The sequence below is a fragment of the Paractinoplanes ferrugineus genome, assembly GCF_016862195.1.
Classification (GTDB): Bacteria; Actinomycetota; Actinomycetes; order Mycobacteriales; family Micromonosporaceae; genus Actinoplanes; species Actinoplanes ferrugineus.
In genome coordinates this window covers 15083-32213 of record NZ_BOMM01000059.1, presented here as the reverse complement: position 1 = coordinate 32213, position 17131 = coordinate 15083, and the positions used below count along the sequence as shown (strand labels likewise).

Sequence of the window (17131 nt, the reverse complement as noted above, 5' to 3'; positions counted from 1 at the left end):
GCATGTCACTGGTCCGCGTCCACAACTTCTCGGTCTCGCTCGACGGGTTCGGCACCGGCGAGGGGCAAGAGCTGGAGGCGCCGTTCGGGCACGCCGGTTCCCGACTGCTGGAATGGGCCTTCGAGACCCGCACCTTCCGCGAGATGGGCCTGCACGGCGAGACGGCCGGCTCGCACGGCGTCGACGAGGCGTTCGCGAGCAACTGGGCCCCCGGCATCGGCGCCGAGATCATGGGCCGCAACAAGTTCGGCCCGCAGCGCGGCCCCTGGACCGACGAGGAATGGAAGGGCTGGTGGGGCGACGACCCGGTCTTCCACACGCCGGTCGTCGTGCTGACCCACCATCCGCGGCCGACGCTCGAGATGGCCGGCGGGACGACGTTCCACTTCGTCGACGCCGACCCGGCCACCGCCCTCGAGCAGGCCCGCGCCCTGGCCGGCGGCCTCGACGTGCGGATCGGCGGCGGCGTCGGCACGGTGCGCCAGTTCCTGCGGGCCGACCTGATCGACCGGATGCACATCGTCCTCGTGCCGATCCTGCTCGGCCGGGGCGAACGGCTCTGGGACGGCCTCGAGGGACTGGAGGAGCGGTTCACCGTTGAGGCCACCCCGTCCCCGCTCGGCGTGACCCACCTGTCGTTCACCCGGCGGCCGCGCTAGCTCACGACTCGCCGCCCCGGCCGGGCGTCCCGTCCGGCACGGGCGGGGGCGGGGGTGGCGCGGGGGGCTCGCCGGTGCCGGTCATGCCGGACTCGTGGGTCGAGTGGTAGGAGCGGTAGGTGAGCCACAGCGCCACCACCGTGGCCACCGCCGCGGCCACACTGGACAGTTCGTCGGCCAGCGACGGGCCCAGCGCGGCCACGAAGACGATCACGGTCAGGGCGACCAGAGCGGCCAGGGCGCCGGTCCGCACCCGTTGGTGCAGCACGAAACTCGCCTGCCGGCGCAGCACCGCGTTCACCGCCGCCTCGACCAGGACGACCCCCGCGGTGATCAGGATGGAGAGCTGCCAGGCCTCGATGCCCTGGGTGTTCACTTCAGCACCTCCTGGATGTCCTGGATGAACCGCTGGGTCAGCTGCTCGCCCTCGTGCAGGAAACGTCTCGTGTGGTCGGCGAACCGGGCCGCGAACTCGGCATAGCGGGGGTGCATCGGTCGCGGGCGGGACCCCTCGACGGCGAACCGGATGCGGTTGAGCTGCGGCAGCGAGGCCTGCAGGGCGGCATCGGTGTAGGCGTCCACCCCGGTCGGCGCGAACCCGAAGCTGGCCAGCAGCTTCTGGGCGGGCGTGTCGGTCAGGAAGTGGATGGCCCGCTCGGCCTCGGCCCGGTGGTCGGTGTCGGCCGCGATGGCGAGGCTCTGGCCGCCGAGGATGCCGACCGGCAGGCGGCCCAGCCGGATGTCCTCGGTGCCCCGCTTGGCCCGCTCCGCCTCCTGGATCGAGCGCAGGGTCACCGGCCAGTGCCGCATGTAGCGCAACGTGTCCTGCTGGAACGCCCGGGTGGTGTCGGCCTCGCCGGCCGCGGTGACGATGCGTTCGGCCCGGATCGCCTCGGCGAGCGGGCCGAGGGCGTCACGCCACTGCCCCAGCCCGTACGACAGGACGCCGTCGGCGTCGAGGATGGCGTCGTCCTGGGCGAGCGCGTGCTCGAGGACGTTGACGACGAACGCCTCGTCGGTCTGCTGGCCGACCGTGTCGAGCTGCCCGGCGAACTGCCCCGGCACCCGCACCGAGGCGGCGAGCACGTCCTCGAGGGTGGGCTCGGCGTCACCGCGTTTGTCGGTGACCCGCCGGAACAGCATGCCCACGTCGGAGTTGAACGGGGCCGCCCAGAACTCGCCGGTGCCGGGCCGCTCGCACACCCGGCGGATCGGGGCGAGCAGCGAGATGTCGTTGTGCGGCTCGAACGAGATGATCCGCTCGGCGTCGACGAAGCGCGGGACGTGGATGACGTCCAGGTTGTAGATGTCGGCCCGGGTCTCGACGAACTTGTCGTACTGGTCGCGGGTGGAGCTGTTGACCTCGATCGGCCTGATCTGGGTGTCCGGGTTCAGCAGATTCCACATCGTCACCAGCAGCTGCCGCCCGCCCGTCGGGTCGACGCCGGTGGCCAGGGTCAGGGTGATGGTCCGGCGCCTGGTCAGGAAATATCCGGCGGAGGTGGACAGCATCCCCGCGGTCAGCACACCGGCCAGGAACGACCGTCGTGAGTAGAGCTCGGCCATTCACCGACCGTACTCGACCGATCTTCGGAACGTGATCCCGGTCACCCGCACGGCGGTCAGGACGGCACCTCGGACGGGCCGACATTCGCCGAGAAATCGCCGAACCGATCAGTCAGGACAGGGTCGCCGCCGTCTTCGGCTGCTGAACCTCGGCCCGCCGCAGAGCGAGGACCACGCGCCGCTCGGCAGCTCGGCCCGGTTCAGCTCGGCCCCATTCAGCTCGGCCCGGTTCAGATCGTGAGGCGCACGGTGACCTGGTCACCCAGCTCGATCCGCTCGGCCTGCCGGACCTTGGTCTTGACCGGCACGATGTAGCGCCCGTCCTTCGGCCACAGCGACGTCACCCAGTCGGTGCCGCCGATCCGGGCGGTCACCGGGATCATCCCCCAGCCGTAGGTCAGCACCGCCGACGCGTCGGCGATCGCCTGACACTGCGGCTCGGGGACGGTCACGAAGTGCCACGGCGCCGGCCCCCGCCAGAACCACACCTCGCCGCTGAACTCCATCTCCATGCGGGCCAGGATAGGGCGGCCGGTAAAGGCCCTCCGTGCCGCGCACTCTTGACGGCGGCGCCTATTGAGGCATATAAATCGACTCGTTACTGACTGGTAGCTCCCGGATCAGTTTCCGTCGGCGCCCGATTCCGCCTTTTCTCGTCCCGTCCACCCCCGCGTTCACCTGCGGTTTTGCGATGCACCGTGCGCAAATCCGTATCTCGTTGGATGCCATTTCCAATTTCGGGCCGTCGTTTTGTAGGCCACCGACAAAAGCAGTTCCCCGCCGTGATTGGAGAACGGTAATGCGTAAATACCTCTACCTGGCCGGTGTGGCCGGTGCCGCCCTCGGGGCGACCCTGCTCGCCTCCACCGCGTACGCCGCCACCGGTGCCGTGCTCACCGTCGGCGCGGCCGGCGGCACCAACGTCGCGGTCGGCGACACCGTCACCGCGTCGCTGGCCACCGGCACCAAGGCCACGTTCTACTCGACCGCCACCGGCACCAGCGGGGTCAGCTGTTCGACGTCGAGCTTCTCGTCGACCGTGACCGCCAACCCGGCGGCGCCCGGCGTGGCCACCGAGACGATCGACGCGCAGACGTTCGCCAACTGCACCAGCAACATCATCGGCACGCTCGGGGTCCGCAGCGTGACGCTGAACAACCTCGCCTACCACGCCACCATCGACGGTGCCAGCGGCGCGGTCGCGATCGCCCCGGGCGCCGGTCCGATCCAGGCCACCGTGGTCATCACCACCCTGCTCGGCACGATCACCTGCGTCTACCAGCCGGTCGTCACCTCGCTGGCCGGTGCCGCGGACAACGCGACCAACTCGATCAAGTTCACCAACCAGCAGTTCAACAAGATCTCCGGCTCGTCGCTGTGCCTGTCGTCGGCGTACTGGACCGCGCGGTACTCCCCCGTCACCGACACCACCCAGGGTGGCTCGGTGTTCGTCAACGCGGTCGCTCCGGAGCCCACCGAGACCGCCTCGCCGGACCCGACCGAGACCGTGGCCCCGGAGCCGACCGAGACGGCTACGCCGGACCCCACGGAGACCGTGTCCCCGGACCCGACCGAGACGGTCGGCCCGACCGAGACCCCCGCGGTCTGACGGCGCTCCCGGCCGGGCCGGCCGGCCCGGCCGGGTTCACGCCCCCTGGAACAGATATTCCCGCAGGTCGGAGCGTCCTTGATGGATACGGGACTTGACCGTGCCGACCGGGATGCCGAGATGCTCGGCGATCTCGTTGTAGTCGAGCTGGCAGACGTCCCGCAGCACGATCGGCGCGACCAGATCGGGGCGGCGCGCCTCGAGACGTTCGAGAGCGTCCAGGAAGTCGAGCCGGGAACCGGCGATCACGCTTGTGGTGCGCGGATCGGGGCGGTCCAGCGGCGTGAGATCGTGCGCCTCCTCGACGGCACGGCGTTTCAGCGTCCGATAGGTCTGCCGCGCACTGTTGGCCACCACGACGTGCAGCCAGGTCGAGAACAGCGAACGGCCCTCGAACCGCTCGATCCTCCGGGCCACCTGGAGCAGCACGTCCTGGCAGGCCTCCTCCGCGTCCTGGAAGCACGGCAGGAACCGCGCGCAGCGGCGCAGCACCTGTGGCCGGATCGCGGCGAGCAGGTCGTTCAGCGCCGCCCGATCCCCCGTCGCGGCCCTTCTGGCCAACTCCTCCTGGCGTTCGTCACCCATGCCGATCCCCCCGTCGTTGCCCCGTGCGCCGGCCGCACAATGTGAGTGTGTCAATGCCTGCCAAGATCGGTCGTTACCGAGTCGAGCGACGTCTCGGCTCCGGAGCGTTCGCGACCGTCTGGCTGGCCGAGGACGACGTGCTCGAGTCGTGGGTCGCGATCAAGGTGCTCGCCGACAACTGGGCCCACCAGGCCGACGTACGCGCCCGGTTCGAGCAGGAGGCCCAGGTGCTGCGGCGGGCCGACTCGGAACGGCTGGTCCGCATCCACGACTACGGCGAGCTGCCCGACGGCCGGCCGTTCCAGGTGATGACCTACGCCGACGGCGGCACCCTGGCCGAACGCCTGGACCAGGGCCCGATGCCGGTACGCACCGCGCTGCGGATCGCCGCCGACATCGCCCGAGCCACCGCCGACCTGCACTCCGCGGGGGTGCTGCATCGCGACCTCAAACCGTCCAATGTGCTGTTCGGGACGGTTCGCGGCACCGAACGGGTGCTGGTCGCCGACCTCGGGCTGGCCAAGTCGCTGGCGTTCGCGTCGGGCTTCACGGTCGTCGCCGGCACCCCCGGTTACATGGCCCCCGAGCAGTCCCGGCCCGGCGGCGGCCTCGACGAGCGCGCCGACATCCACGCGATCGGCGCCATGACGTACCAGATGCTCACCGGAAGGCAGCCGCGCGGCGCCGCCGGCCCGCCGTCGAAGCTGCGCCCCGGCGTCTCCCCCACCGTCGACCGGATCGTGCTGCGCGCCCTGGCCGCCGACCGCGACCGCCGCTGGCCGACCGCCGCCGGTCTCGCCGACGCCCTGCAGGAGGTGGCCGGCGCCCCCGCCGGGCGCCGCAACCGGGCCTCGCAGATCGCCGGCCGCACCCTCGGTGGCCTGCTCGCGCTGGCCGGCCTGGCGCTGCTCGGCGGCACCCGCCCGGCCCACGGCACCCCACCCGGCTGGACCCGGGTGGCCGACGAGAGCCGGACGATCTCGATCGCCGTGCCGTCGGCCTGGGCCGGCCAGGCCCGCCAGTCCGGCTGGAACCCGGCCGCCGTCGGCCTGCCCCCGACCGCCCGCCCCGGCCTGGCCGTCGCCGGCGACCTGCGCTCGTGGGGCGAGGAATACTCCGGCGGCCCCGGCGTCTTCGTCGGCACCGCCGACAGCCTGGAGCGGGCGACCCTGCCCACCCACGCCCGCTGCACCCGCTGGTCGGTCCGCACCGTCCCGGGCGCCCAGGTCACCCGGTGGGCCGGATGCGCCGGCACCACCATCTCCTACAGCGAGGTCGTGGCCGGCCGGACCTACCTGCAGATCAAGCAGGTCGGCGACCCCGACCTGACCGACCGGATCCTGCACACGATCCGCTCTTGACGGCCGCTTCGGCGGCCGAGCCGGCCGTCCCGCCGGCCGGGGGATCTATCGTCAGCAGGGTGAACGAGTTCGCTGCCCGGCCGGTGATCGTCGACTGCGATCCGGGACATGACGATGCGCTCGCGCTGCTGCTCGCCGTCGGCGATCCGCGGTTGCGGCTGCTCGGGGTCACCACCGTCGCCGGCAATCAGACGCTCCCCAGGACGACCGCCAACGCGTTGAAGATCCTCGCCCGGGCCGGCGCGACGGACGTGCCGGTGGCGGCGGGTTGCGCCCGGCCGCTGGTCGGTGAGCTGCGCGTGGCCGAGGACATCCACGGTGCGTCCGGACTGGACGGACCCGACCTCGAGGGGCCGACCGGCGAGGTGGCGGACGTGCCCGCGGTCGAGTTGATGCGGCGCCTGATCGAGCACAGCGCCGAGCCGGTCACCCTGATCGCCACCGGCCCGCTGACCAACGTCGCCCTGCTGCTGCGCAGCCACCCCGGGGTGACGGCGAACCTGCGCCGGATCATCTTCATGGGCGGCTCGACGGAGCGCGGCAACACGACGCCGTACGCCGAGTTCAACATCGTCACCGACCCGGAGGCGGCCGACATCGTGCTGCGCTCGGGTCTGCCGACCACGATGATCGGCCTGAACGTCACCCACCGGGCACTGGCCACCGACGAGATCATCGCCGAGTTCCGCGCCATGCCCACCCGGCTGGGCGCCGTCTGCGCCGACCTGCTGACGTTCTTCGCCGGCACCTACCGCCGCGAGTTCGGCTTCGCCCACCCACCGGTGCACGACCCGATCGCGGTGGCCGCCGCCATCGCCCCGCCGACGATCACCACGACCCGGGCCGCGGTCGCCGTCGAGCTGACCGGAACCCACACCCGGGGAGCCACCGTGGTGGACCTGCACCGCCGGACCGGCGCCGTCCTGCGCACCGACGTCGCGGTCGACCTGGACGTGGACGCCTTCTGGCGGCTGCTGATGACCGCCGTCCGGACCCTAGGAGGGCCGCCGGACCCGGCTCAGCCGGCCCGGGGTTCCGGGGGCGCGATCTGAACGGTCCGCTCGAGGGCGAGCAGCCGCTCACGCAGGGGCGGCAGGTGGACGCCGGACAGATCGTCGAGGATGCGTCGGGCGGTGCGGGCCCGCTGTGCGGCGGACTCCGGATCGCCCGCCGCGGCGAGGGCGTCACCGGCCGCGGTCAAGGCGGCCACCTGCCGGAACGAGTCACCGATCAGCTCACTCAGGAGCACCGCGCGCTGTCCGTTGCGGACCGCGTCGTCATGCATCTCGAGCCGGCGCTGAATGTCGGTGAGGGTGACCAGCGTGTCGCACTCCGCCGCCTGGTCGAGGGCATGCGTGTGGATGGCGAGCGCCGCCTCGCAGTGCCACAGCGCCAGCCGGAGCCGGCCCGAGGCCAGATAGAGGGTGCCGAGGCCGCCGTGGCTCTGGCCGGCGCCCCGGCGGGCGCCGATCCGCTCCCGGATGGCGAGAGCCCGGTGGTAGTTCTCGGCGGCCCGATGCTGGTGCCCGAGCCGCAGGTGCGCCGCGGCCAGGCCGTTCAGCACCGCCGACTCACCGGCCGCGTGGCCCAGCGCCCGGCAGGACTCGAGGGCCTTCTCGTAGATCTCGATCGCCCGGGGCACCTCGCCCAGGATGGCGTAGGTCGACGCCAGGTTGTGGGCGCAGTTGGTCTCCGCCCCGACATTGCCGGTGGCGGCGGCGAGGTTGCGGGCCTCGACCAGGGACGCGACCGCCCGGTCGTAGTCGTGCCCGGCGAAGTAGATGGTTCCGAGGTTGTTGAGGATCCCGATCTGCCCCTCGTCGTGTTCGTTCCAGCGCGCCGCCACCAGGGCCCGCTGATTGAGTTCGAGAAGGTCGACCAGGCAACCGTGCCGCTCGAGGATCTCGTGGACGACACCCGGGATCTGCCAGCCGTGGCGATGGAATCCGTGGTCCTGCGCCCAGCGGCTGACCGCGCAGAGGTTGTCCCGTTCGGTCTCGCACCATTGCATCGCCTCGGCGTCGGTGGCGAAGAACATCGGTGCGATGTCCGGCGCGTCCGGCAGGTCGGGCATCGGCGGCCATTCGGGGGCGATGACCGCCACGGCACCGGCGGCCGACAGCAGGTACCAGTCCAGCATCCGGCGCTGCTCCTGCCTGGCCGCGGCGGGGTCGTCGCCGGTCGCGCGTTCCGTCGCGTACTGGTGCAGGAGACTGTGGAAGCGGTAGCGACGAGTGGTGTCGTGGTTGACCATGTGCGCCTTGGCCAGGGCGTTGAGCAGCCCCTCGGCGTCCGTGACCGGGATACCGGCGATGGCGGCCGCCGCCGCCGGGCTGATGCTCGTTCCCGGATGGTGCGAGACCTGGCGGAACAGGCGCGCCGCGTCCGCGCGCAACGCGAGATATGACCAGTCGAACACCGCGGTGAGGCTGGTCTCCTGGTCGTCACCGGCCTCGAGAAGGCGGTGCTCGAGCTCGTCGGCAAGTTCCGCGATGCCGGCCCGGGGCCGTTCCGCCACCTGCTCCCCGATGACCCGTACGGCCAGCGGGAGACCGCCGGACAGCCGGGCCAGCGAGGCAAGGCCGTCGGGCTCCGCCGCGCCCCGCGGTCCCACTATGCGGGCCAGTAAGGAGGTGGACTCGTCCACGGGCAGGGGGGTGACCGTGACGGTGCGCACCCCGTCGTGGATGGTCAGACCGCTCAGCCGCACTCGGCTGGTGATGACCGTAAGACAGTTCATCGAGCGGGGGATCAACGGGCGTACCTGGGCAGAGTCCAGGACGTTGTCGATGAGCAGCAGGAACCGCCGGTCGCCGAGCAGGTCCTCGAAACGGTCCCGGCGCTGCTCCAAGGTGACCGGGATCTGGTCCGGGGGCACGCCGAGCACGCGCAGGAACCGGTCGAGGGCGTCCCGCGGATCGATCGGCGTACCGAGGCCGTGAGCACCCGCGTCGAGGTAGAGCTGGCCGTCGGGATACAGATGTCGCCGGCGGTGGGCCCAGTGCCGGGCCAGCGTCGTCTTCCCGACGCCCGGCATCCCGGTGATGACGACCACGTTGTCACCGCTCAACCGCTCGAGGTCGGCGAGCAGGGCCCGCCGCCCGGTGAAGTCGGCGAGGTCGGGGGGCAGGTACCGCGGAACCCGGTCACCGGACGATCCGTTCGCGGCGGCGGCGCCGAGGTCCGGTTCGGCGCGCATCTCGCGACGGAAGCGACGCCGGAACGCGGTGGTGAACCGTTTGGCCTCGTCATGCCGGCCGGTCGCGCGTAGCGCCCGGATCCAGCAGCGGGCGAGGGCCTCGTCCAGGTCGTGCATCCGCACGATCTCGTCGAGCTGGTCGAGCGCCGCGTGCGCCCGGCCGCGCGCCAGCAGGCTCTCGGCGAGCATCCGGTGCGCGTCGAGCCGGAGCCCGTCGAGCACGTGGCGAAGCTGCTCCGCCCGTGGGCCGCCGAGCTCGGGCAGCGGATCGCCACGCCAGAGCGCCAGAGCCGCCACGAGGATCTCCGCCGCGGCCTCCGGGGCGGCTTCCCGGGCCTCGGCCAGCATCCGCCGGAACCGGGTGAGGTCGACCGCCGCGGGCTCCACGTCGAGCCGGTAGGCGCCGGGCACCCGCCGCAGCGCCTGATCGAGGCCCACCCCGGCGAGCACGGTTCGCAGCCGGCTCGCGAGCGAGTACACCGTGGGCCGATGATCCGCCTTTCCCGGGTTGTCCCAGAGAAGGTCGATGATCGTGCTCACCCGCACGGGTTCACCGGCGTGATAGAGCAGTACGGCGATCATGCCGCGCTGTTTCGCGGTTCCGAGCGGGATGATCCGTCCGTGGTGGATCAATTCTGTCGCACCGAGTATGCCGAATTCCACGTGCGCCCCCATCAACGCGCAATAAGGCCGCTACTCAGTGTGTTGCAGCCGGGCAAATGATCGGGTGCCGTGCGCGCATCGCGCGATATCTGACATGCCATCGCCAGTTCACGTGCATCCGTTCCGCAAGGTTTCCGCAATGTCGGCGACAAGGCACCCGGCCCATGGTGACCACGTTGGACTCACCGACCGGGGGTGGCTGAAGTGGTTGATCCAGAATGGGTGCGGACACCCATTGGCATCGATGCAAAAAGATGGGTATCGCGACCGGGGTGTCGCACCGTATTGATCGCTGTCCACACGATGGCGAGTTGCCACCGGCTGCTGGACATCGTCGATCTCGTCGAGTCGGACCCGCGCGTCCAGACCGTTTTCACGGTGCCGCCGGACGTCTTCAACACGGGCGTCGCCGGTCACCTCGAACGGCTCGGCGCGCTCGTCGTCCCCTGGCAGCAGGCGGTGCGGGAGCGGTTCGACCTGGCGATCGCCGCTTCGCACGGCGGCCTGCACGAGCTGCACGCACCGGTGATGCTGATGGCGCACGGCGCCGGGCGGTCGCGACTGGTTCGCCCGCCGGACTCCGGCGGGCGGCCGGTGGGGCAACCGTCCGTCTACGGGCTCGACGCGCCCCGGCTGGTGCGGGACGGCCGGGTGATCGCCTCCGCGATCGTACTGTCGCACGAGAACGAGTGGGACGTGCTCGCAAGACAATGCCCCGACGCGCTGCGGGTCGCCACCGTGGCCGGCGATCCGTGCCTGGACCGGCTCGCCGGCAGCATGTCCCGGCGTGGCGACTACCGGCGGTCGCTGGGCCTGGCCGATCGGCAGCGGCTCGTGGTGGTGACCTCGACGTGGGGCGGGGACGGCCTGTTCGGCGGCGTGCCCGAACTGCTGCCGGCGATGATGGAACAGCTGCCGCCGTCGCGGTTCCGGGTGGCGCTGCTGCTGCATCCGGCGATCGCCGGCGCCCACGGGCGCCGGCAGGTCGGCGCGTGGACCCGGGCCTGCCAGGAAGCGGGGATGATGCTGGCCGAGCCGGGCGACGACTGGCGCGCGTACGTCGCGGCCGCCGACTGCCTGGTCGGCGATCGGGGTTCGGTCACCGCGTACGGTGCAGCCGTCGGTTTGCCCGTCTTGTGTGTTTCGCCAGGCTCGGTGGATCGGACCGCCGCCGGCTCGCCCCAGTCGGTCGTCCTCAGCGGCGCCGCTCGGCTGGACGTCACGAAGCCGCTGCGGCCGCAACTACTGGCGGCCCGCCCGGTCGATCCTCGCCGGGTGGCCGCCGCGATCACGTCGCGGCCGCACCGGGCCGGGCGCCTGCTCCGGCGGACGATGTTCCGGCTGCTCGGGCTCACCCAGCGGCGCGGCAGCCAGGACCCGCCGCTGTTGCCGGTGCCCGCCCCGGGCCGGTCGCGGACGGCGTCATGACGAGCTTCGCGGATCCCGTGATCCAAGCCGGGGAAAGCGCCCTGGCCGACGTGCTGATCTCGACCGGGGAAACCGCCGGTCTCCTCGCCCGCTTCCCGGGCGTCGTTCTCGTGCTCACCCCGGGGCCCGGCGACGTGGTCAGGGCCGGTTTCCGCAACGGGCTACGGCTCACCCTCCGAGGGGATGCCCGCGCGCTGGCCGGTCCCCTCTACGCCTGGTGGTGCCGCGAGTTGGCGGCGGACGGCGGCGGCGCGCGGCGACCCGTGAGCCTCGAGAAGCTTCGCGGCCTGCTGCAGAAGGAGCCGGTTCCGGGCGACGTCACCATGGCGGGCGGCGATCCAGGCGCAGAGTTCGAGAGCCTCGGCCTCACCGGCCTCGACCCCTAGACGCCGCATGTCCCCGGCGGCCTCGGACGCCGCCCGGTCGGCGGCGGCCAGGTCGCCGCCGGCGAGGTACGCGCGGGCGAGGCTGAGCTTCACTCGGACCGGGTTGTACGGGTCGGCGGCGACCGACAGGTCGAGAAGCCTGCCCGCCTCCCGCAGAAGGTCGATCGCTTCCCGCCCGGACACCAGGTCGCCGAGGTTGATCAGGGTAAGGGCGATGTCACGGCTGTGCCCGAGCCGACGCCGCAGAGCCAGGACGGCGCGGAGTTGCTCGATCGCGGCACCGGCGCGGCCCGTGTCCCGGTATGCGAGGGCCAGCATCTCCCGGGCCTCCACCTGGTTCTCGGGGTCGCCGGCGTACTTCTCGATCGCCTCCCGGAGAAGTTCCTCGGCGGCCTCGTGCTCGCCGAGGGTGCTGCAGGTACGCCCGAGCCGCTTCAGCATGCGACCCTCCGCCCGCGGCTCACCCCACAGTCGCGCGGCGGCCAGCCCACGAGCGTCGATCTCCTTGCGGTCGGTGCTCTTGCGGTAGAGCTGCAGCGGCCACAACACATCGGTCAGCTGCCAGGCCAGCTCGGCCCAGCCGCGGTCCAGCGCGGCCTGCCCGGCCGCACCCAGATTGACGCGCTCCGCGTCGAGCCAGGTGAGCGCCCGGTCGCGGTCGTCAAGGACCGGAAGACCGGCCGGGACCGTGCGGTACGAATAGGGGAGCCTCCTCCGGTACGGCGTAGCGACCACGTCGGCCGCGCTCGCCGCCGCGAGGTACCACTCGAGGATCGCGGTCAAGGCCGTCGCGGCCTCCGCACCGGTGGCCTTCTGCCGCGCGTGCAGCAGGATCAGGTCGTGGAATCGGAACCGTTCCTCGGCCACCTCCTGCAGCAGGTTGACCTCCAACAGGACATCGATCAGCCGCTCCGCCTCCGATCCCGCCAGCCCGACCGCCGGTCCCGGCCCGAACTCACGCCCGGGGTGCAACGCCAGCCCGCGGTAGAGTGCCGCGGCCGGCGGGTCGAGTGCCTGATAGGACAGTTCGAAGGATCCGCTCACCGAGGCCTCCTCGTCCGGCGTCTCCAGCCGGGCCAGCCGATCGGTCTCGGAGGCCAGCGCCTCGACGGCACGGGCCAGGGAAAGCCGCGGGCGCGTCGACAGCCTCGCGGCGGCCAGACACAGAGCGATCGGCAGGCCGGCGCACAGTTCGGCCAGCCGTCCGGCCTGCTCCGGCTCGCGGTCGATCCGCGCCCGGCCCAGCACGTTCGCCAGCAGCGCCAACGACTCGGCCCGGGTCATCGGCGCGACGTCGACCAGGACGGCGCCCTCGGCGACCAGACCGGAAAGCCGGCTTCGGCTCACCACCACAGTCATGCTGGTCGCCGACGTGGGCACGAGCACGCGGGCCTGGGCGACGGAGTATGTGTCGTCCAACACGACGAGCAGCCTCAGCCCCGCCGTCACCGACCGGTACATCGCGGTCAGCTCCGCCAGCGTCGCCGGCAGGCCGCCGGCCCCGAAGCCCAGTGCCCGCAGGAAATACCGCAACGCTTCGGCCGGATCCAGCGGCGGCCCCGGGCCGAAACCGGAGAGTGTCAGCGAGAGCTGGCCGTCCGGGAACGCGTCGGCGGCGAGACGCCCCCACTGCCGGGCCAGTGCCGACTTGCCGACACCTCCGGGCCCGGTGAGGATGACCACCGTCGATCCGAGATCCAGCGCCGCGCGCATCTCCGCGAGCTCCGCGGCCCGTCCGGCGAAGTGCGGCGGCGGAGCGGCCGCTTGACGCGGCACCAGCGAGGGCGGTGGCGGTACGCCGTGAAAGTGCACGCCTCCGTTGATGTCGACGGCTTGGATGCTGGGCCCGAACACGACGCCGGAGAGGTCGTTGCCGGGGCGGGTCATGACACATCCACCGCTAGAACTTGATGCCGCCGTGTATGGACCTGGCCTGCACCACTCGGTCGGCCTGCCCGCTGAAATTGTTGACCACGGCCGATCCCTCGGCCGACCCGGCGGCTGTCGCGCTGTTCCAGGCCGCGAGCGTCTGCCGGGCGAACTCCGGGTCCTGCGCCATGAGCCTCGTCAGATGTCGCGCGAGGACGGCCACCCGCTCGGTGTCGTCGGGATGATCGAGGGCCGCGAGGAGGCTGTGCTCCGCCGGCGTGCCACGCCCGAAACGCGAGCGGATGATCTCGCAAAGTGAACCGAAAACGCTCTTGCTGCCCGCGACAAGAAGTTCGGTTCCCTGGGCTGAGAGCGCCGCCGCAATGGCCGGCACGACGTCATCGATCATGGCGTTCCCCCCGTTCACCACGGAACTTTCCATGCTAACGGCGGCCGAGCGGCCCCACGACCGGTCGCCGCATCGAAGCGCCTATCTGGACAAAGGAACGAATCGGTGGGACGCGGGGGCACCAGGATTGCCGCAACCGTGCGGTGTCATCCGAACGAGGCCAAAAAAACGCGGGTCGAACGCGCGCGGCAGATCCGGAATGGACAGAAGCCCAGGCCATCGCGAACCTCGCGCCGAATCGTTACCGGCGCGGAGAAAGTGGCGGTTGCGGAGTCGACCGAAGAAGGTCCAACATGATCGACGTTTATATTGATCAAGGCCCCTTCGCACCCGAGGACTCGACCTGTGCTTGCGTCAACGATCTCGTTCGCGTCTGAAGTAGCGCCCACCTTTCACGCGCTACTGGCATGTGCCGTCTCCGGAGAGCTGGCACATGCGGTCGCGGACCTCACCCAGTGGATGAAGTGGCTTTAAGCCACTTAATTCTCAAAAGGGACATATTGGTATTTAGTTGTTCAAGGTGGCCGGTGTGATTGATCTGCTGGGATCAATCACACCGGCCATTCTTGCTGGCCTGGTCTCGTGCCTAGAGATGTTCGCATGACTAGTGCGCACGGGTCAAGCCCTCAGCCGACCACCGAGCGGAGCGGGATGCCGGTTGCGCGCAGGTCGGCCACCAGGGAGCGCAGGAACGGGTGCTCGTCGGGCTGGAGGCCCTGCGGGTTCGGGATGGTCACGTAGGCCGAGTCGCCCACCAGGGCGGTCGTTGCGGTGCCGGTGTAGCGGGACACGATGCTCCGGGTGCGGGTCAGGTCGGTGGCGGCGACCTCGATGCGGGACGGGCGCCACTCGCCGCCCAGGTTCGGGGCCGGTGGCCGGGCCGCGGCGGCCGCTCGGGCCGGGGCGACGCCGGGGGCGCGCAGGGTGGCCGGCGAGGACGGGTGGAGCACGGCGTTGGCGAGCAGGTGCAGGCCGCTCTCGTTGTAGGCGCGGAACAACGGGTTGAACGCGAACAGGACGGCCTGGCCCGCGCCGGTGGGCTCGTCGACGACCACGGCGGTTCCCTTGAGGACGTCCTCGTGGACGGTGTAGCCGTTGTGCCAGAAGGAGTCGTCGCCGGGGTAGGTCAGGACGTTCACGCCGGTGCTGCTCGGGGTCAGGATCGGGTCGCCGTTGTTGAACTCGAAGTCCTCGGCAGGGCGGCCGGCCGCGACCGGGCTGCGGGCGTCGAGGTCGACCCGCAGGTGGGAGCCGATCACCAGGTAGTCGTCCGGTTTCGGGGCCTCGGTCGTGGAGGTCAGGCCGGCGGCGCGGGCCAGCCGGGTGCCCTCGTTGCGCAGGCCGATGTAGGTGTGGCCCTGCGCGATCCAGGCGCGCAGGTTGGCCTGACCGGCCGCGGTCAGGCCGCCGGTCGCGCTGCTGCCGTCGGGCACCAGCAGGACCGTACGCCCGGTGAAGGCCGCGGTGTTGTCGTTGATGTCGGCGGTGGTCACCGGGGTGAGGTCGAGGCCCCAGCGTTCGCCCAGCACGTAGCGGGCCTCGCCGAAGGAGCCGGAGGTGGTCGAGATGCCGGTGCCGCGGAACAGCCCGACGTCGGGCCGGGTGAGCGCCACGCCGGTCACCGGCCGCAGCCGCGGGGTGAGGTCCACGCCGAGGGAGCGGGCGAGCCGGTCGACCGCCGGCGTCACCTCCGAGGCGGGCAGGGACACCCGGTCAAGATCCGGCTCGCGTACGGGGTGCGCACCCTGACCGAGCAGGCGGAAGGTCAACTGGGCGGCCGCGGCCGAGTCCAGTTCGTAGGCGTAGTAGGGCGCCACCCGCGTACGCCCGCCGTCGATCTTCGTGACCGGGACCGCCCGCGGCCGTACGTCATCGCCTGTGTAGATGGTCTCGATGCCGGTCAGGAGCGGGTTGCTCCAGGAGGAGACGTCGTAGAAATAGGGGAACGGCGCGTACGGGTCCTCGCCGAGGGTGGCCTGGATCCAGTGTTTCTGCGGCTGTTCCATCGGGATCCAGTAGGCGCCGGCCGGCACCGTGACGCCGGTGGCGCGGCGACCTCCGAAGAGGCGCGCGTCACGCACCCGCAGGGGCTCCTTCACCTCGTACACCTCGACGTCCATCCGCCGCAGGCGTTCGACCAGCCCGCGCACATCGGCGAGTTGGCGTCCCGGCATGAGGAAGTACGACTTGATCCGGAGGTCGGGAACCGGGAACCGGACCTCGTTGCCCGGCTGCACGACCTCGTTCGGCTCGAGCTTTCCGGCACGGCCCTCGGCGAGCGCGTCCGACCATTGCCGGTAATAGCCGGTCAGCACCGCGCGCTTGTTGGCGGCCGCCCAGCCGAGGGTCGACCACTGGGTGTTGAACTGCTGCTGGACCCGGTCCTCGACGGCGGACGCGCTGCCCTTCTCGTAAGTCATGCCGGCCGCCCCGAATCCGGTGGCCGGCACCGTGTCGCCGTAGCCCATGTAGAACAGGTCATAGGTGTCGTAGTTGAAATAGCACTCGGTGGTGACCGTCTCGGTGCAGGCGCCCTGATAACCGAACCCGGCCTTGTTGGCCTCGCCGATCCGGTTGATCCAGTCGACCGGCTCGCTCGCGATCTCGTGGTGGATCGGGTCGGCGTTGGGCGGGAAGAAGTACTGCCGGCCGCCCATCTCGTGGGCGTCGATGAAGACCTGCGGCGGGAAGCGGCGCAGCAGTTGCAGTTTGCTGTCGGTCTCGGGCTGGGTGCGGGCGAACCAGTCCCGGTTGAGGTCGAAGCCGTACTCGTTCTGCCGCCGGTTGGCGTCCCGGCCGTCCGGGTTCTGGGTGGGCAGAATGACGGTGATCAGGTTGTCGTTGCGCTGTTTCACCGCGCAGGACCGGCCGGCGGCCAGCTCGTAGAGCGTCTTGAGCGCGGCGTCGGCGCCGCTCGTCTCGCCGCCGTGCACGTTGCCGGCGATCCAGACGACGGCCGGCCGCTCGGCGGCGATCCGGCGGGCCTGCCCGGCGGTGAGTCCGCGCGGATCCCGCAGGGCGCGGATCTCCTCGACCGCGCCGGGCCGGTCGGAGACGACCGCGTAGTCGAGCGGCCGGCCGAGCACGCTGGTCCCCATCGTGCCGGTGCTCACCCGGTCGGAGGCCCGGTCGACGGCGCTCAGGTAACCGCGGATCTCGGCGTTGGTGACGACCCGCGGCTGGCCGGCGCCGAGCGGGAAGCCGAGGAACGACGCGGGGCTCGGCACCGTGCTCCGATAGCCGTCCCCGCAGGCGGCACCGGCCGGGGCGGCGCTCAGCTGCGGCATCAGGGCCACCGCCAGCACGATCGCCATCGCACCCGCAGGTCTCGGAACTCGCATCGCGCTCCCCGTTCGCTCGGCCCCCGAAGCCTAGGGTTTCGCATTTGCGTCGGTCA

At 71.4% G+C, this 17131-nt stretch carries 13 protein-coding genes; 5 read left to right on the top strand and 8 right to left on the bottom strand.

What is annotated here, in order from left to right:
* Nucleotides 1-2: 2 nt before the first annotated feature.
* A complete protein-coding gene (locus Afe05nite_RS33280) occupies nucleotides 3-659 on the top strand; it encodes a dihydrofolate reductase family protein (protein WP_203821246.1) in 657 nt (218 codons plus the stop codon).
* 1 nt (nucleotide 660) lies between these two features.
* On the opposite strand, the gene Afe05nite_RS33275 is transcribed toward Afe05nite_RS33280, so the two are convergent.
* The 3 genes from Afe05nite_RS33275 to Afe05nite_RS33265 form a co-directional block, all read right to left on the bottom strand.
* Nucleotides 661-1035 (bottom strand): hypothetical protein, encoded by a 375-nt coding sequence (locus Afe05nite_RS33275; protein WP_203821245.1) that lies wholly within the window; start codon nucleotides 1033-1035, stop codon nucleotides 661-663.
* Entirely contained in the window at nucleotides 1032-2225 is a 1194-nt protein-coding gene (locus Afe05nite_RS33270) for a type 2 periplasmic-binding domain-containing protein (RefSeq protein ID WP_239118386.1), read from the bottom strand. The genes Afe05nite_RS33275 and Afe05nite_RS33270 overlap by 4 nt, the downstream gene beginning before the upstream one ends.
* A 230-nt stretch (nucleotides 2226-2455) precedes the next feature.
* Complete coding sequence (locus tag Afe05nite_RS33265) at nucleotides 2456-2737, bottom strand: DUF1905 domain-containing protein (RefSeq protein ID WP_203821244.1); 282 nt, start codon at nucleotides 2735-2737, stop codon at nucleotides 2456-2458.
* 287 nt (nucleotides 2738-3024) lie between these two features.
* Between Afe05nite_RS33265 and Afe05nite_RS33260 the strand changes: the two genes are divergently transcribed.
* Entirely contained in the window at nucleotides 3025-3834 is an 810-nt protein-coding gene (locus tag Afe05nite_RS33260; RefSeq protein ID WP_203821243.1) for a Tat pathway signal sequence domain protein, read from the top strand.
* A 36-nt stretch (nucleotides 3835-3870) separates the two neighbouring features.
* Here the strand turns inward: Afe05nite_RS33260 and Afe05nite_RS33255 are convergent, their stop codons facing one another.
* The gene (locus Afe05nite_RS33255) at nucleotides 3871-4419 is read right to left on the bottom strand and encodes an RNA polymerase sigma factor (protein ID WP_203821242.1); all 549 of its coding nucleotides are present in this window, start codon (nucleotides 4417-4419) and stop codon (nucleotides 3871-3873) included.
* Nucleotides 4420-4472: 53 nt separating this feature from the next.
* On the opposite strand from Afe05nite_RS33255, the gene Afe05nite_RS33250 reads away from it, so the two are divergent.
* Nucleotides 4473-5780: a serine/threonine-protein kinase gene (locus Afe05nite_RS33250; RefSeq protein ID WP_203821241.1), complete on the top strand. Its 1308-nt coding sequence runs from the start codon at nucleotides 4473-4475 to the stop codon at nucleotides 5778-5780.
* A gap of 59 nt (nucleotides 5781-5839) precedes the next feature.
* Entirely contained in the window at nucleotides 5840-6832 is a 993-nt protein-coding gene (locus Afe05nite_RS33245; protein ID WP_239118385.1) for a nucleoside hydrolase, read from the top strand.
* Here Afe05nite_RS33245 and Afe05nite_RS33240 read toward each other — a convergent pair.
* Complete coding sequence (locus tag Afe05nite_RS33240; protein ID WP_203821240.1) at nucleotides 6799-9642, bottom strand: AfsR/SARP family transcriptional regulator; 2844 nt, start codon at nucleotides 9640-9642, stop codon at nucleotides 6799-6801. The genes Afe05nite_RS33245 and Afe05nite_RS33240 overlap by 34 nt on opposite strands.
* Before the next feature lie 303 nt (nucleotides 9643-9945).
* On the opposite strand from Afe05nite_RS33240, the gene Afe05nite_RS33235 reads away from it, so the two are divergent.
* Nucleotides 9946-11070 (top strand): hypothetical protein, encoded by a 1125-nt coding sequence (locus Afe05nite_RS33235; RefSeq protein ID WP_203821239.1) that lies wholly within the window; start codon nucleotides 9946-9948, stop codon nucleotides 11068-11070.
* A gap of 161 nt (nucleotides 11071-11231) precedes the next feature.
* Here Afe05nite_RS33235 and Afe05nite_RS33230 read toward each other — a convergent pair whose 3' ends face one another.
* The 3 genes from Afe05nite_RS33230 to Afe05nite_RS33220 all read right to left on the bottom strand — a co-directional run bounded on the left by Afe05nite_RS33230 (nucleotide 11232) and on the right by Afe05nite_RS33220 (nucleotide 17075).
* Entirely contained in the window at nucleotides 11232-13343 is a 2112-nt protein-coding gene (locus tag Afe05nite_RS33230; RefSeq protein WP_203821238.1) for a tetratricopeptide repeat protein, read from the bottom strand.
* Between the two features lie 13 nt (nucleotides 13344-13356).
* The gene (locus tag Afe05nite_RS33225; RefSeq protein ID WP_203821237.1) at nucleotides 13357-13734 is read right to left on the bottom strand and encodes a hypothetical protein; all 378 of its coding nucleotides are present in this window, start codon (nucleotides 13732-13734) and stop codon (nucleotides 13357-13359) included.
* Between the two features lie 626 nt (nucleotides 13735-14360).
* Complete coding sequence (locus Afe05nite_RS33220; protein WP_203821236.1) at nucleotides 14361-17075, bottom strand: M14 family zinc carboxypeptidase; 2715 nt, start codon at nucleotides 17073-17075, stop codon at nucleotides 14361-14363.
* Nucleotides 17076-17131: the final 56 nt, after the last annotated feature.

Excerpts from the sequence above, each read along its gene's own strand:
- Afe05nite_RS33280 (WP_203821246.1), top strand. The coding sequence starts at position 3 with ATGTCACTGGTCCGCGTCCACAACTTCTCGGTCTCGCTCGACGGGTTC.
- Afe05nite_RS33270 (WP_239118386.1), bottom strand. The coding sequence starts at position 2,225 with ATGGCCGAGCTCTACTCACGACGGTCGTTCCTGGCCGGTGTGCTGACC.
- Afe05nite_RS33265 (WP_203821244.1), bottom strand. The coding sequence starts at position 2,737 with ATGGAGATGGAGTTCAGCGGCGAGGTGTGGTTCTGGCGGGGGCCGGCG.
- Afe05nite_RS33260 (WP_203821243.1), top strand. The coding sequence starts at position 3,025 with ATGCGTAAATACCTCTACCTGGCCGGTGTGGCCGGTGCCGCCCTCGGG.
- Afe05nite_RS33255 (WP_203821242.1), bottom strand. The coding sequence starts at position 4,419 with ATGGGTGACGAACGCCAGGAGGAGTTGGCCAGAAGGGCCGCGACGGGG.
- Afe05nite_RS33250 (WP_203821241.1), top strand. The coding sequence starts at position 4,473 with ATGCCTGCCAAGATCGGTCGTTACCGAGTCGAGCGACGTCTCGGCTCC.
- Afe05nite_RS33235 (WP_203821239.1), top strand. The coding sequence starts at position 9,946 with ATGGCGAGTTGCCACCGGCTGCTGGACATCGTCGATCTCGTCGAGTCG.
- Afe05nite_RS33230 (WP_203821238.1), bottom strand. The coding sequence starts at position 13,343 with ATGACCCGCCCCGGCAACGACCTCTCCGGCGTCGTGTTCGGGCCCAGC.
- Afe05nite_RS33225 (WP_203821237.1), bottom strand. The coding sequence starts at position 13,734 with ATGATCGATGACGTCGTGCCGGCCATTGCGGCGGCGCTCTCAGCCCAG.
- Afe05nite_RS33220 (WP_203821236.1), bottom strand. The coding sequence starts at position 17,075 with ATGCGAGTTCCGAGACCTGCGGGTGCGATGGCGATCGTGCTGGCGGTG.